Origin of the sequence: Poseidonocella sp. HB161398 (assembly GCF_005870025.1) — a bacterium.
Lineage (GTDB): Bacteria > Pseudomonadota > Alphaproteobacteria > Rhodobacterales > Rhodobacteraceae > Mangrovicoccus.
On sequence record NZ_VATA01000013.1, the window covers coordinates 41,903 to 56,601 of the forward strand.

General features: G+C 69.9%; 16 protein-coding genes. 13 read left to right on the forward strand and 3 right to left on the reverse strand.

Going from position 1 to position 14,699, the window contains the following annotated elements; all coding sequences use genetic code 11:
• Nucleotides 1–207 precede the first annotated feature (207 nt).
• Complete coding sequence (locus tag FGX59_RS12205; protein WP_138466810.1) at nt 208–561, forward strand: DUF4870 domain-containing protein; 354 nt, start codon at nt 208–210, stop codon at nt 559–561.
• Nucleotides 562–585: 24 nt separating this feature from the next.
• Here the strand turns inward: FGX59_RS12205 and miaB are convergent, their stop codons facing one another.
• A complete protein-coding gene (gene miaB / locus FGX59_RS12210) occupies nt 586–1,911 on the reverse strand; it encodes a tRNA (N6-isopentenyl adenosine(37)-C2)-methylthiotransferase MiaB (RefSeq protein ID WP_138466811.1) in 1,326 nt (441 codons plus the stop codon).
• 158 nt (nt 1,912–2,069) lie between these two features.
• On the opposite strand from miaB, the gene FGX59_RS12215 reads away from it, so the two are divergent.
• A complete protein-coding gene (locus FGX59_RS12215) occupies nt 2,070–2,855 on the forward strand; it encodes a hypothetical protein (RefSeq protein WP_138466812.1) in 786 nt (261 codons plus the stop codon).
• Between the two features lie 4 nt (nt 2,856–2,859).
• Here FGX59_RS12215 and FGX59_RS12220 read toward each other — a convergent pair whose 3' ends face one another.
• The gene (locus tag FGX59_RS12220; RefSeq protein ID WP_138466813.1) at nt 2,860–3,486 is read right to left on the reverse strand and encodes a lysozyme inhibitor LprI family protein; all 627 of its coding nucleotides are present in this window, start codon (nt 3,484–3,486) and stop codon (nt 2,860–2,862) included.
• 89 nt (nt 3,487–3,575) lie between these two features.
• On the reverse strand, nt 3,576–4,001 hold the full coding sequence (irrA, locus tag FGX59_RS12225) for an iron response transcriptional regulator IrrA (RefSeq protein ID WP_138466814.1): 426 nt from the start codon (nt 3,999–4,001) through the stop codon (nt 3,576–3,578).
• A 168-nt stretch (nt 4,002–4,169) separates the two neighbouring features.
• On the opposite strand from irrA, the gene fabA reads away from it, so the two are divergent.
• From fabA to FGX59_RS12280, 11 genes are all read left to right on the forward strand, one after another.
• Nucleotides 4,170–4,676 carry a bifunctional 3-hydroxydecanoyl-ACP dehydratase/trans-2-decenoyl-ACP isomerase gene (gene fabA, locus FGX59_RS12230; RefSeq protein ID WP_138466815.1) on the forward strand — a complete coding sequence of 169 codons (507 nt, stop codon included), beginning with the start codon at nt 4,170–4,172 and terminating at the stop codon, nt 4,674–4,676.
• Between the two features lie 37 nt (nt 4,677–4,713).
• Nucleotides 4,714–5,940: a beta-ketoacyl-ACP synthase I gene (gene fabB, locus FGX59_RS12235; RefSeq protein WP_138466816.1), complete on the forward strand. Its 1,227-nt coding sequence runs from the start codon at nt 4,714–4,716 to the stop codon at nt 5,938–5,940.
• Nucleotides 5,941–5,947: 7 nt separating this feature from the next.
• The gene (locus FGX59_RS12240; protein WP_138466817.1) at nt 5,948–6,736 is read left to right on the forward strand and encodes an enoyl-ACP reductase; all 789 of its coding nucleotides are present in this window, start codon (nt 5,948–5,950) and stop codon (nt 6,734–6,736) included.
• Between the two features lie 70 nt (nt 6,737–6,806).
• Nucleotides 6,807–8,117 (forward strand): hypothetical protein, encoded by a 1,311-nt coding sequence (locus FGX59_RS12245; protein ID WP_138466818.1) that lies wholly within the window; start codon nt 6,807–6,809, stop codon nt 8,115–8,117.
• 31 nt (nt 8,118–8,148) lie between these two features.
• Nucleotides 8,149–9,360, forward strand: coding sequence for an acyl-CoA dehydrogenase (locus tag FGX59_RS12250; protein WP_138466819.1), 1,212 nt, complete (start codon nt 8,149–8,151; stop codon nt 9,358–9,360).
• Between the two features lie 106 nt (nt 9,361–9,466).
• The gene (locus FGX59_RS12255; RefSeq protein WP_138466820.1) at nt 9,467–10,372 is read left to right on the forward strand and encodes a protoglobin domain-containing protein; all 906 of its coding nucleotides are present in this window, start codon (nt 9,467–9,469) and stop codon (nt 10,370–10,372) included.
• Between the two features lie 3 nt (nt 10,373–10,375).
• Nucleotides 10,376–10,735: an STAS domain-containing protein gene (locus tag FGX59_RS12260; protein WP_138466821.1), complete on the forward strand. Its 360-nt coding sequence runs from the start codon at nt 10,376–10,378 to the stop codon at nt 10,733–10,735.
• Nucleotides 10,732–11,151 (forward strand): anti-sigma regulatory factor, encoded by a 420-nt coding sequence (locus tag FGX59_RS12265; protein ID WP_240722419.1) that lies wholly within the window; start codon nt 10,732–10,734, stop codon nt 11,149–11,151. Before FGX59_RS12260 ends, FGX59_RS12265 begins: the two co-directional genes overlap by 4 nt.
• Nucleotides 11,136–11,780 carry a SpoIIE family protein phosphatase gene (locus FGX59_RS12270; RefSeq protein WP_138466822.1) on the forward strand — a complete coding sequence of 215 codons (645 nt, stop codon included), beginning with the start codon at nt 11,136–11,138 and terminating at the stop codon, nt 11,778–11,780. The genes FGX59_RS12265 and FGX59_RS12270 overlap by 16 nt, the downstream gene beginning before the upstream one ends.
• On the forward strand, nt 11,777–12,895 hold the full coding sequence (locus FGX59_RS12275; RefSeq protein WP_138466823.1) for an ATP-binding protein: 1,119 nt from the start codon (nt 11,777–11,779) through the stop codon (nt 12,893–12,895). The genes FGX59_RS12270 and FGX59_RS12275 overlap by 4 nt, the downstream gene beginning before the upstream one ends.
• Before the next feature lie 1,421 nt (nt 12,896–14,316).
• Nucleotides 14,317–14,502: a hypothetical protein gene (locus FGX59_RS12280; RefSeq protein WP_206078346.1), complete on the forward strand. Its 186-nt coding sequence runs from the start codon at nt 14,317–14,319 to the stop codon at nt 14,500–14,502.
• Nucleotides 14,503–14,699: the final 197 nt, after the last annotated feature.

A 14,699-nucleotide genomic window follows, 5' to 3' on the forward strand; every position in this document is an offset into this window, starting at 1 on the left:
ATTCTGCCACAATTTGGGGGCCAACCGCGACAACATGGCAGGTCTGGTGCCCAGCAAGGCGCCATCTGGCGGCCCGTCACCGGCCGGAACCTGCCGGGCGCGGGACCGAGTCCCGTTAACCTTCATTGACAGGCGGCCGCATGGCCGGGATGGTCGCGGTAAATTCCCGCCCATCGCGTTCAGTCAAGCCTAGCAAGGAGCATTTCCATGAGCACCGAAGACAGCAACGTCGCCATCAGCGAGAACAAGCTGCCGCTGGTCACCTACATTCTCTACATTGCGGGCGTCGTGCTGCCGATCCTGTCGCTGGCCGGGGTGATCGTCGCCTATGTCAGCCGCGGCGAGGCGCCCGACTGGCAGAAGACGCATTACACCTACCTGATCCGCACCTTCTGGATCGGCCTGCTCTTCGGCTTCGTCAGCACCGTGCTGCTATTCGTCGGCATCGGCGTGCTGCTGCTGATCGCCACGGCGATCTGGTACCTGGTGCGCACCATCAAGGGCGTGCTGACCTACAACAAGGGCCAGCCGGTCGCCAATCCGGAAACCTGGCTGGTCTGACCGGCCGCCCCGGCGCCGCCCGGCTCAGGCCAGGCGGCCGCCAAGCGAATTCGGCCCGGCCTCGGTGATCTCCACCTCGGCGATCTGGCCGATCAGGCTCTCGGGCGCCTGGACATGGACGGCCTGCAGGTATTCGGACTTGCCGACCAGCTGGCCCTCCATCCGCCCCTTCTTCTCGAAGAGCACGCTCGCCCGCCGCCCGACCATCGCCTGCTGGTGCTCGAACTGCTGGCGGTTCAGCAGCTCCTGCAGCCGGGCCAGGCGCGCGCTGGCAACCTCGGCCGGGACCATCCGGGCCTCCTTCTCGGCCGCGGGCGTGCCCGGGCGCGGGCTGTACTTGAAGGAATAGGCCTGGCCGTAGCGGACCTCTTCGACGAGCCGCATCGTGTCCTCGAAATCCTCGTCCGTCTCGCCGGGGAAGCCGACGATGAAATCGCCCGACAGCAGCAGATCCGGCCGCGCCGCGCGGATGCGCGCGATCAGCGCCACGTAGTCCGCCGCCCTGTGCTTGCGGTTCATCGCCTTGAGGATCCGGTCCGAGCCCGACTGCACCGGCAGGTGCAGATAGGGCATCAGCTTGGCGCAGTCGCCATGGGCGGCGATCAGGTCGTCCTCCATGTCGTTCGGGTGCGAGGTGGTGAAGCGGATGCGGTCGAGCCCGTCGATTTCCGCCAGCTGGCGGATCAGCCGCGCCAGCCCCCAGGCGCCGCCTTCGGCCTCGCCGTGATAGGCGTTGACGTTCTGGCCCAGCAGCGTGATCTCGCGCACGCCGCGCTCCACCAGATCCTGCGCCTCTTCCAGCACGCGCGCGACCGGCCGGCTGACCTCGGCGCCGCGGGTATAGGGCACCACGCAGAAGGCGCAGAACTTGTCGCAGCCCTCCTGCACGGTCAGGAACGCCGTCGGCGCGCGCCGCGCCTTCGGCCGCTTGGCCAGATGGTCGAATTTCAGCTCTTCGGGGAAATCGGTGTCGAGCGCCTTCTTCCCCTTGCCCGCCGCCTCTTCCAGCTCGGGCAGGCGGTGATAGGCCTGCGGGCCGACGACCAGGTCGACCATCGGCTGGCGCGCCATGATCTCGGCGCCCTCGGCCTGGGCCACGCAGCCCGCCACGCCAATCTTCAGATCGGGCTTCGCCTTCTTCAGCGGCTTGAAGCGGCCGAGCTCGGAATAGACCTTCTCGGCGGCCTTCTCGCGGATATGGCAGGTGTTCAGCAGGATCATGTCCGCGTCGTCGGGCGTGTCCGTCGTGACATAGCCCTTGCCGCCCATGGCCTCGGCCATGCGCTCGCTGTCATAGACGTTCATCTGACAGCCATAGGTCTTGATGTAGAGCTTCTTCGGCTCGGCCATGACGGCACCTCGGACACGGACAGGAAATTTGCGGACAGGATGATTGCCGGTCCCTACACGCATTGGCCGCGCGCCGCAACGCCGGAGGCCCCGCCGCCGCTGCGCAGGGCTTTGTTAACCGCGATCGGCCAAGGCTCGGCCAGCGATCCGGAGCCGTCATGCATTTCCCCAGCTACAGCCGCCTTCTGCGCGCCCTGCGCCCCGCGCTCCGCCGCGGGCCGGTGGCGCTGGTAATGGCGGAGGATGCGCTTCTCGCCGCCGAGACGGCCGCCTGGGCGGCGGCGGCGGGCATCGCCTGCCGCCTCGCGCTCGGCCCGGCGGAACCTCCCGCGGGGGACTGGACCGGCACGGCGCCCTTCGATGCGCATCACCCCGCGGCGCTGGCGGTGGCCGCCAATGCACTGATCCGCGCCGCGCCCGGCAGCTGGATCCTGCCGCTCCGGAACGGCGAGCGGCCGGTCTGGCCGCATGGCGACAGCCGCCCCCTGCCCGATCTCTTCGCCTTCCTCGAGGACGAGCGGCGCCCGGTGCTGGGCGGCGTCGTGCTCGACAGCTATCCCGCCGGAGACGGCTGGGCGGCGGATCTGGAGGGCTATTCCGAAGAGGACGGCGCGATCCATGGCGGGCTGAGGGAGCGAATCGGTCCCGCCTGCCCGGCGGCGGGCCGGCGGATCGACCGGGCGCTGGCCTTCCGCGCGCGGCCCGGCCTGGCGCTCGATGCGGCGGGACGGCTGAATGACCCCGGTCTCGACCGCCGCCACGGCGCCTGGCACCGCAGCCCGGCCGGGGCGCTGGTCTCGCCGCGGGTCTGGGCCTGGCTGGAGGCGCAGCCCGATCACGACTGCCGCAGCCTGCCGCGGGTCTGGGCGGGGTCGCTGCCGCTTGACGGGACGGCGCGGCAGCTGGCGGATCACGGCTTCCTGGAGCCCGGCCAATGGGCCTGAGCGCTCACTCCGCCTCGGTGCAGCTCATCTCGGCGCCGTCGGGATCGGGATCGCGATAGGTCGCCTCGTGCCCCTTCATCCAGATGTAGCGCCCGAAGCTGCCGTCATAGCGCGACCCCGAGCCGGTCCGGACCACGACGCCGGTATCGATCGTGTCGCCACGCTCGAAGCGCACCGCGGGCAGTTCGGTATCGTAGAAGATCGTCACCACCTCGTTGGCGGGATTGCCGTCGCAGATCCAGGTGGCCATGCCGACCGGCTCCTCCAGCATCCACTGCGACACCAGCTCGGCCTCGCGGCGCAGGTAGCTTTCCTCGACGCAGGCGCGCAGATCGTCCGTTTTCCAGCACTCGTCGCGGCCCTTGATCCAGCCGCGCTGATAGGCGCGCAGATCGTCGGCGGCCTCTTCGGCCCCGGCATCGAGCCCCTCGGCCAGGGCCAGCGCGGCGGCATAGCGCTCCGCCACGCGGCGGTCGAGCGCGGCCAGCGCGGCATCCTCGCAGACCAGGGTCTCGGCAGAGCTCTCGGCGGCGGTGCAGTCGAAGGACGGGCCCTCCTGCGCGGCGGCAGTCCCCGCCAGCGCGAGGACGGGCGGCACCAGGGCGGAAAGTCGGAAAACGGGTCGCGGCATGGCAGGGCTCCTGAGGGAAAATGGCTGCCCGACCCTGTCAGCCCCGCGGGGCGCCGCCCATGCAGCGCCGCGCCGCGGGCGGCGCGGGATCAGGCGCTGGCCTTGGGCCGCAGCCGGATCACCACGTCGACCTTGGCGATTTCCATCCCGGCCGGCGGCTCGGGCAGATGCGAGATCGTCATCTCCGCCGCCGGGGCGTCGGTCAGGTCCGAGGAGTTTTCCCAGTAGAAATGCGGGTGGTCGTCGGTGCGGGTGTCGAAGTAGCTCTTCGAGCCGTCGACCGTCACCTCGTGGACCAGCCCGGCGTCGCAGAAGGCGCGCAGGGTATTGTAGACCGTGGCCAGGGCCACTTTCTCGCCGCGCTCCAGCGCGAGGGAATACAGGCTCTCGGCGGTGACATGCCGGTGCTCTCCGTCGCCGACGAGGAGCGTTGCGAGCGTCAGGCGCTGCCGCGTCGGGCGGAGTCCTGCGCGGCTGAGCCAGGTGCTAGCGCGCTCTGCTTGCGTCTTGGGCATGATCCTAAACATCTCCTTCGCCGGTTTTATAGGGCAAAGACTCCAGTATCTGCAAACAAAATCCCGGAGCGGCCGCGACGGCAGGCGGCCTCCGGCTCCCCTTGCCCTCTTGCGCGCGGGGGTGCTAGAGGGTGCAACCTAAGAAAACGACCGGAGAAGGAAGGCTGCATGGCCGATCACCCAACCCAGTTCGACAAGGACGGCCTGCTGAAATGCGCGCGCGGAGAGCTCTTCGGGCCCGGCAATCCCCAGCTGCCTCTGCCGCCGATGCTGATGATGGACCGCATCACGGATATTTCCGCTGATCGCGGCGAACACGGCAAGGGCCATGTGGTCGCCGAGTTCGACATCAATCCCGAGCTGTGGTTCTTCTCCTGCCATTTTCCGGGCGATCCGGTGATGCCGGGCTGTCTCGGGCTCGACGGGCTGTGGCAGCTGACCGGGTTCAACCTGGGCTGGCGCGGCATGCTGGGGCGCGGCCGCGCGCTCGGCGTCGGCGAGGTGAAGTTCACGGACATGATCACCCCCGCCACCAAGCAGATCGTCTATCACGTCGATTTCACCCGTGTCATGGACCGCAAGCTCAAGCTCGGGATTGCCGACGGCAAGATCTTCGCCGACGGAAAGCACATCTACACCGCCACCGGCATGAAGGTCGGGCTGTTCTCCGACTGAGCGCCGGTTCCGGCCCAACTCCGAAAGGACCACGAGGATGCGCCGAGTCGTCATCACAGGTCTGGGCGTGATCTCCCCGCTGGGGATCACCGCAGACGAGGTCACCGAAAGCCTGCGCACCGGCCGCTCCGGCGTGCGGCGCGAGGAAACCTATGCCGAAATGGGGTTCCGCAGCCAGATCGCGGCGATCCCGCAGATCAATCTCGCGGAGCATGTCGACAAGCGCGCGCTGCGCTTCATGGGACCGGGCTCGGCCTATGCCTACCTGGCCATGCGGCAGGCCATCGCCGATGCCGGCCTCTCCGAGGCAGAGGTCTCGAACGAGCGCACCGGCCTGATCGCGGGCTCGGGCGGGCCGTCGACCTCGGCCATGCTGCTGGCGCATGAAAGCGTCAAGAAGACCGGCGCGACCAAGCGGATCGGGCCCTTCGCGGTGCCCAAGTGCATGTCCTCGACGGTCTCGGCGAACCTCGCGACCAGCTACAAGATCAAGGGCATCAACTACTCGATCACCTCGGCCTGCTCGACCTCGCTGCACTGCATCGGCAATGCCGCCGAGCAGATCCAGATGGGCAAGCAGGACGTGATGTTCGCCGGCGGCGGCGAGGAAGTGGACTGGACGCTGTCCTGCCTCTTCGACGCGATGGGCGCGATGAGCTCCAAGTACAACGACACCCCCGAGACCGCCTCGCGGCCCTTCGACGTGACCCGCGACGGCTTCGTCATCTCGGGTGGCGGCGGCATGCTGGTGCTCGAGGAGCTGGAGCACGCGAAAGCGCGCGGCGCCAAGATCTACGCCGAGATCATCGGCTACGGCGCAACCTCCGACGGGGCCGACATGGTCGCCCCCTCGGGCGAGGGCGGCGAGCGGGCGATGCGCATGGCGCTGGCCACGCTGGGCGAGCGCAAGGTCAGCTACATCAACGCCCACGGCACCTCGACGCCGGTCGGCGACGTCACCGAGGTCGAGGCCGCGCGGCGCGTCTTCGGCGAGGGCAATGTCCCGCCGATCTCCTCCTCGAAATCCCTGGCCGGCCACAGCCAGGGCGCGACCGGGGCGCTCGAATCCATCTACACCCTGCTGATGATGGAGCACGGCTTCCTGCAGGCTTCGGCCAACATCACCGAACTCGACCCCGGCATCCGCCCGGGCGAGGTCCTCACCGAGACCCGCGAGGGTGTCGAGATCGACTCGGCGCTGACCAACAGCTTCGGCTTCGGCGGCACGAACGGCTCCATGATTTTCAGCAAGTACCAAGGTTAAGAGTAGCATGCCTGAGCTGATGACCGGAAAGCGCGGCCTGGTGATGGGGGTCGCCAATGACCGCTCCATCGCCTGGGGAATTGCCAAGGCACTGGCAGCGGAGGGGGCGGAACTCGCCTTCTCGTACCAGGGCGAGGCCTTCGGCAAGCGGGTCCAGCCGCTTGCGGCGAGCCTCGGCTCGGACTTCCTGATGGATGTCGACGTCACCAGCGACGAGAGCCTGGACGCCGCCTTCAAGCAGATCGAGGAGCGCTGGGGACGGCTCGACTTCCTCGTCCACGCCATCGCCTTCTCGGACAAGTCCGAGCTGGCCGGGCGCTTCATCAACACCAGCCGCGCGAATTTCCAGAACTCGCTGACCATCTCCTGCTATTCGCTGATCGACCTGGCGCGCCGGGCCGCTCCGTTGATGGCAGAGGGCGGCACGATCCTGACCCTGACCTACCAGGGCTCGAACCGCGTCACCCCGTTCTACAACGTGATGGGCGTGGCCAAGGCGGCGCTGGAATCGGCCGTGCGCTACCTCGCCAACGACCTGGGCCCGCAGGGGATCCGGGTCAACGCGATCAGCCCCGGCCCGATGAAGACGCTTGCGGGCGCGGCCATCGGCGGGGCGCGCAAGACCTACCGCGCGACCGAGGCCAACGCCCCGATGCGCAGCAATGCCACGCTCGAGTCGATCGGCGGCACCGCCGTCTACCTGGCCTCCGACATGGGCGCCTGCACAACCGGCGAGATCATCCGCGTCGATGGCGGCTACCACGTGCTCGGCATGCCGCAGCCCGAAAACCTCTGATCCGGGCCCGGCCGAACGGCCACAGTTCCTTCCGGCCGGGCACTGACCGCCCCTCCGGGAGGAGCCTTCCATGTTCGTCATCGCCGATACCGAGCGGCTCGTCGCCGACGGGGTGCTCACCGCGCCCCAGGCCGCGGAGCTCGAGTCGCGCGCCCGCGCCTCGATGGTGGAGCTCGCCGCCGGGCTGCTGCTGAGCTTCGGCATCCTCGCCGCCGCGGGCGGGGTGATCTTCTGGCTGCGCGACGCGATCGCCGTGGCCCTCTGCGGCAGTGCCGCCGTCGCCGCCGGGCTCGCGCTGCGCGCCTGGGCGCCGCGGCTCCTCCAGCTCTTCGGCACCGCCGCGCTCCTGACCGGGGCGGGCATGCTCCTCGGCGGCAGCGCGGCCGAGCTCCTGTGGAACCACCCTGCCCTTGCCGGTCCGGTCATGGTCCCGGCCGGGGCCCTCGTGCTCATCGCCTGCGGGCTGCTGATCGGTAAGCGGCCGGGCGAGGGCTTCGCGCTCTCGGCGATCCTGCTGATGGGGCTCGCCATGCATCTCGGCGGGCTCTACCGGCTGCTTACGCCGCTCGACCCGCAGGCGCCCTGGCACGGCGCCGTCGCGGCAGGGTTCTGGGCCTATGCCGCGCTGCTGCTGGCTGCAGCCGGGCGGATCACCGACCTGCGCTGGGTCACCGTGCTGGCGATCCTGCCCTTCGCGCAGATCCTGTCGCTGGGGCTCGGCACCGGCGGCGGGCAGTACCTGCTCTTCATGCTCGACGATCCGACCATCGCGCTCCTGCAGATGGCGGCGCTGGCCGGGCTCTGCCTGCTCCTGCTGCCGCGGCTCGGCCGCACCGGCGCGCGCCATGCCGCCGTGCTGCTGCTGGCTGCGCTGATCCTCGCCAATCTCTGCGCGTTCGCCGGGTCGATGGCGGGCGACACGGTCGGCTCCACCTGGTTCGCGCCGCGCTATGCCGATTTCTCCGCCCCGCCGCTCTCCGCTGACGCCACCGCCGCCGAGCGCGCCCAGTGGCAGGAGGCGCTGCGCGCCGCCGGCGACCGCTACGATGCCGCCCTGGCCGCCTGGAAGGACCGCGCGCTGACCATTTCCGAGGGCGCCTACAGCCTGGTCTGGGCGCTTGCGCTGGCCGGGCTGATGCTGTGGTCGGCGATGGGGCTCCATCGCGGCGTCTTCAACGCCTCTGCCGCCTTCGCCGTGCTCCATGCCTATGCCCAGATCTTCCTGCGCTTCGACGGCCAGCCCCTGGCCTTCGTCATCGCCGGACTCGCCGCGATCCCGCTGGCCTGGGGCGCCCGCCAGGCCAACCGCTGGCTCGCCGGACGCGCCGCCCTGCCGCAGGCGGACGGGCCGGGCCTTCCGCCCGGCGCGAACGGGGGCTAGGCTCGCCGCGAGTCGAAGCGGAGGACCCCAGATGAAAGACCATGCCGAGGGCCACGGCCCGTCCCTCTCCCGTTTCTCCTGGGAGGATCCCTTTCATCTCGAGGCGCAGCTGGCCGAGGAGGAGCGCATGCTGCGCGACGCCGCCCGCGCCTTCGCCGCGGACAAGCTGGCGCCGCGGATCACGCAGGCCAACCGCGAGGAAACCGTGGAGCCCGCGATCTTCGCCGAGATGGGCGCCGCCGGGCTGCTTGGCGCGACGATCCCCGAGGAATACGGCGGGCTCGGCGCGGGCTATGTCACCTACGGGCTGATCGCCCGCGAGGTGGAGCGGATCGACTCGGGCTACCGCTCGATGATGTCCGTGCAGTCCTCGCTGGTGATGTACCCGATCCATGCCTATGGCTCGGAGGCGCAGAAGGCGCGGCTCCTGCCGAAGCTCGCCGCGGGCGAGATGATCGGCGCCTTCGGCCTGACTGAGCCCGATGCCGGCTCCGATCCGGGCAGCATGAAGACCCGCGCCGCGAAAATCGACGGCGGCTACCGGCTGACCGGCTCGAAGATGTGGATCTCGAACGCGCCGATCGCGGATGTCTTCGTCGTCTGGGCTAAATCCGAGGCCCATGGCGGCAAGATCCGCGGCTTCGTGCTGGAAAAGGGCCTGAAGGGCCTCTCGGCGCCGAAGATCGGCGGCAAGCTCTCGCTGCGCGCCTCGGTCACGGGCGAGATCGTCATGGACGGGGTCGAGGTCGGCGAAGACGCGCTGCTGCCCGGCGTCGAGGGGCTGAAGGGCCCGTTCGGCTGCCTCAACCGCGCGCGCTACGGCATCGCCTGGGGGGTGATGGGCGCGGCCGAGGACTGCTGGCTGCGGGCGCGGCAATACGGGCTCGACCGCCGCCAGTTCGGCCGCCCGCTGGCGCAGACCCAGCTTTTCCAGAAGAAGCTCGCCGACATGCAGACCGAGATCGCGCTGGGGCTGCAGGGCGCGCTCCGGCTCGGGCGGATGATGGACGAAGGCGCCGCCGCGCCCGAGCTCATCAGCCTGATGAAGCGCAACAATTGCGGCAAGGCGCTGGAGATCGCGCGGCAGGCCCGCGACATGCATGGCGGCAACGGCATCTCCGAGGAATTCCACGTCATCCGCCACATGGTGAACCTCGAAACGGTGAATACCTACGAGGGCACGCATGACATCCACGCGCTGATCCTCGGCCGCGCCCAGACCGGCCTGCAGGCGTTCTTCTGACCGGACCGCCTAAGCCGGGCCGGGAAAACCGGACCGGCTTCACCAAACATTATCCGTTTTCGCTCCAAGCTCGGCCCGGCAGGAACTCCCAGCTGCGGAAAGCGACATGGACGATATCATTGCCTCTTCGACCGGCGGCCACGGCCAGCCCGGCGATGGCACGGCAGACCAGCTCAGATGGTTCGACATCACCGACACCGACCGCCGCCGGGCGGAGGCGCTGGCGGAGACGGCCGGGGATGTGGCCGACGAGATCATCGAGGCGTTCTACGCCCATCTGCTCAGCTTCGAGGACGCCCGCCGCCATTTCCGCACCGATGCCCAGATCGAACGGGTCAAGCGGGCGCAGCAGACCTATTTCCGAGAGCTGCTCTCGGCCCCGCTGGACGCCGGCTATGTCGAGAACCGCCGCCGGATCGGCCGGATCCACGAGCGCGCCGGGGTGACGCCGACCCTCTATGTCGGCGCCTATGCCTACTACCTGCACAGCCTCGGCCATCTGGTGATGGACCGCCGCGGCCAGGACCCGCAGGCGGTTCCGCTGCTGCTGTCGCTGATCAAGATCGCGCATTTCGACATGGCGCAGGCGCTGGAAACCTATGTCGAGGCGCGCGAGGCGACAATCGAGCAGCGGGAACGCGAGATGAGCGAATTGCCCACCCCGGTCCTGCAGCTGCGCGACGGGCTCCTGCTGATCCCGGTGGTCGGCACGCTCGACAGCTACCGCGCGCGGTCGCTGACGGTGAAGCTGCTGGAGGGCATCCGCGACCACCGCGCCAAGGCCGTGGTGCTCGACATCACCGGCGTCGCCGCGGTCGACAGCGCGGTCGCCAACCACCTGATCCAGACCATGACCGCCGCGCGGCTGATGGGGGCGACCTCGGTGCTGACCGGGCTCTCGGCCGATGTCGCCCAGGCGCTGGTCAAGATCGGCGTCACCGGCGAGACGCTGCGCACCGCGGGCGACCTGCAGCACGGCATCGAGATCGCCGAGCGGCTGCTGGACGGCTGACGGATGGCGGTCCGGGTTCCGATCCTGCGCCAGGGACGCACGCTGATCGCCTCCTTCCAGGACGATCTCAGCGACAGCGACATTCTCTCGCTGCAGGGCCGCGTGCTGGAGGACGTGATCCGCCACCGCGCCACCGGGGTGATCTTCGATGTCAGCGCGCTCGACGTTCTGGACAGTTTCGGCACCCGCACGCTCAGCGACATCGCCGCCGCGGTGCAGCTGCGCGGCGCTCGCATGGCGATCGTCGGCATCCAGCCCGAGGTCGCCTTCTCCATGGTGCTCCTCGGCCTGACGCTCAGCGACGTGCCGACCGCGCTCGACCTGGAAACCGGGCTGGCCCTGCTCGCGCGGGCCGTGCCGTGACCAGCATCGAGCTGCCCGCCGAGCATATCCAGCGGATCGAGCGCGACGGCGACGTGGTGGCCGCGCGGCAGACGGGACGCCGGATCGCCGCCGAAATGGGCTTCGGCCGTCCCGAGCAGGCGCTGATCGCCACGGCGATTTCCGAGCTCGCGCGCAACATCGTCTCCTATGCGGAGCGCGGCAGCATCACCTTCCGTGCCGAGGACCACGCCGGCCGCCGCGGGCTGCGCATCGTCGCCGAGGACCGGGGCCCCGGCATTCCCGATCTGGCCCAGGCGATGTCGGACGGCTTCTCGACCGGCAACAGCCTCGGCCTCGGCCTTCCCGGCACCCAGCGGATCATGGACGAATTCGACATACGTTCGATCCCGGGCGAAGGCGTCACGGTGACGGTCGCGAAATGGATATCTCGGTAGCCGGCGGGCAGATCGCCCCCCGCGGCCAGGGCAGTGCACTCGGCTGGGGCATGGCGTCGAAGCCGAAGATCCGAGGGCAGGTCTCGGGCGACGGCTACCTGATCCGCTGGATCTCGGACCGGCTGCTGGCCGCGGTGGTCGACGGGGCGGGATCGGGCCGCGAGGCCGCTGCCGCGGCCAATGCCTGCCTCGCCGTGCTGGCCGACGCGATCCCGCCCGATCTCGCCGCCATCTTCGCCGCCTGCGACAGCGCTCTCGGCGGCACCCGCGGCGCCGCGCTCGGCCTTGCGCTGATCGACCCGGCCCGCGCCCGGCTCGACTGGGCGGCGATCGGCGACATCGACGCGCTCCTGCTGCAGCCTGTCCCGGACGGCCAGCCCCGGCGCCACGCGATCATCAAGCGCGGCGGCACGCTTGGTTCCACCCCGGCACGGCCGCTGGTCCAGGCGCACGGCCTCGGCCCCGGCGACCTCCTTGTGCTGGTGACCGACGGCATCGCCCGCGGCTTCGGCGGCCGGATCGCGCCGGATGCCGCCCTGCGCGAGATCGCCCATGACCTGGTGCGCAATGCCGCCGGGCCCGCCGATGACAGCCTGGCGCTGGTCCTGCGGCTGGAGGACCAGCCATGACCGCCGCCCGGGACGCGCTGGCCGGGGACTATGCCACGGCGCTCGGCGCCTATGCCGCACAGGGCGAGGAGACCGACCTGATCGCCGCCTTCCAGCTTGCGCGCGCGGGCATGGCCCTCGGCATTTCACTGACCGAAATCTGCGAGATCCACCAGGCCGCCGCCGCCGCCCTTGCAGACGCTACGGCGCAGCGCCGGGCAGAGGCTTTCCTGCTCGAGACGCTCACCGTCTACGACATGGCGCTGCGCGGCCATCTCGACACCAACCGCCAGCTCAGCCAGGAGGTCGAGGAGCGCCAGCGCGTCGAGGAGGACCTGCGCCGCGCCAGCTTCGCCCTCGCCCGCCAGCGCGACAACCTGGAGGCCGAGGTCCAGAAGCGCACCGAGCAGGTCGTCGCCGTGCTGGACGAACAGCATCGCAGCAACTTCGCGCTGCGGCTGCAGAACCGCGAGCAGGCCGAATTCGCCCTTGCCCTCGCGGAGGAGCTGGCGGGCCCGGCCGACGCGCTCGTCCAGGGGCTGCGGAACCTGGAGGCGGAGCTGGGTCCGGAGCTGTCAGCCGCCGCCCGCAAGCTCTGCGACCGCCAGGCCGCCGCCCTTTCGCGGCTGCAGCAGCTGGCCGACGACCTGCACGCCCATTCCGCGACGGTCGATGCGGCGCCGGAGATGGCGACCGTGCCGCTCGGCCCGCTCGTGGCCTCCGTCCTGGATGACCTGCAGGCCGAGGGCGAAGCGACCGTCACGCCCCTGCCCGATATCCGCGGCGACGAAATTCAGCTGCGGATCCTGTTCCGGCATCTGGCCGGCAATGCCCTGAAGAACAGCGGCCCGGGCCAATCCCCTTCGGTCGAGATCAGCTGCTCCGCCCATGACGGCAAGTTCGCGGCCATCACGCTGCGCGGTCACGGCACACGTCTTTCCGGGGGTCAGGAAGAAAGCGCCCAGGGCCGCTTCCCTGCGATCCATCCCCCGGCACGCCATGCCGGTACCGGTCTGGGCCTTGCCATCTGCCGATGCATCCTGGCCCGGCATGGCGGCACGTTGCGCCTCGACCCCGCAGAAGGCGGCGGCACATCTGCCCGGCTCACGCTGCCCCGCGCGTCTACCCGTCGCTAGGATCGCCGCGCCGCCCTTTCCCGCAAGGGCGGAACGGACGGTGCCTGCGCTCACGCGCAGTCTGGCGCGCCCTGCTTCCGAACCTGCCCCTCGCTCCCGAACCAGAAGCGAGGGCACATGGAGCGAGCGGAACAATGCAGACAGCCCAGTCCAAGCCGCTGGCAGATGCCCTTCGGCGTCACTGGCGGCCGGGCATCCAATACGGAGCGGGGCAGCCAGGTCACGAGCCATGTCACGGACGTGCCGCAGAAAGCGGCGGCGGATGCCTCCACGGAGGGCCGCTGCCGCCAGATGGACATTGCCACGATCCAGCGTCCGTGGCCTTCGCTGGACCGCGACCACATCTGCCAATCGCTTTCCGGACAGGACCGGAGGCCAGCGACGGCAGGCAGCCGCCGCCCTGCGCGCCGATGCCGAAACCCCGCCTTCCGCCCGCAGCGGCAGCCCGCCCACCGGCGCACGGAGCAGAACATCGTCCCATCCGGGACCGTCACGGCAATGGCGCCAGCCGTGACCGGCCCGATGCCCGGGAGCGCAGCCAGGCCGCTGCTCGCGTCCTCGCTCCGGTACACGGCAATGATCCCGGGGGCCGGCACTCCGGTTCCGGCTTCGGGCCGCAAGGCGACGGGGAATGCCACCAAGCGCAGGGCTCGAAGCTTCCCGCACCTCCTCAACGGTGTCGCGACGGGCGGCAATCTCGGGGTCGGCAAGATGGCCCGGCGGGCCGAGGGTCCGCATCCTCCGCCTGCCGCCTTGCGGTTTCCGGGCCTTCGGCAGCATCGGCACCGCCTGCTGACCGACCGGCTTCAAGGCAACGGAACGTATCCGCGGCCAGGCCGTCCCGCCCCGTCCGTCGATCCCCCGGATCGCGGCGCCAGCGGCGCCTGGCCCTCGCAGATCGCTCCGGCGTCCGCCGCTTGCGGCCTGCAGGGTTCGTCATCCGCCGGGTCTCGTGCCCGGGCGGCAGGCACAGGCCCGATGATGAACGGCTGCGCAAGCTTCGGCGCCGGCCAGGAGGGGCGCGCGTTTCCCGGAGAGCCCTGGTCTCTCCTGGTCGGCACCGTGGGACCGACCCGCCATCCGCATCCACGCCGCAAAGCAGGAGGAAGGTCCCGGCCTCCGTCCAGGTAGCGGCTGCACCATGACCTGACGGTCCGAGGCTCCGGACGGCCGCCTCCGCCGCCTCCATGCGCCGCGGCCCCCACTTCGCCGAATGCGCGATTCCCGCCATCCCCCGGCGCACTTAGACTGACGATGCGTCCGCAAGATTGCGTCGACCCAGTGACATCCTGTTCATGCTGCACGGGAGAAGGTCGCGATGAGCATGACGATGGCCGACAGCGTCCAGCGCTGGACGGCGAAGCGGAGTTGAAGGGGACCGTTGCGCCAGTGGCGCCGCGAAAGCCCCGGAAACGGCATTCGTGATCGATATCATCCAGCGCAGGACGACCTTGGCCGAGGCGAGCCGGTCATTCGACCTGTCCCCTTCCGGGATCGAGGGCCGGGTCGAGGATGGCAAGCGGGGCATCGAGACCTCGCTGCACGCGGACCCGCTCGGCAACGGCGAGCAATACGCGAAGCTGCCCGAGGATTTGCAGGAAGCCTAGCCGGGTGCTGAAAAAGGCTGCTCGGCCGCGGGGGATGCTGGAAAACCGGGAAGATGGCCCCGAACACGGCCAGACCTGCCGGATTCGAGGAAAAATCCAGGTCAAATCCGGAACGAAATCCTCCGGGATGACGCCCGGGACCCCTTTTGCATCCCCCTGCCGGGGCCAGGCATGCTGGAGATGCGCCCGGAAAAAGC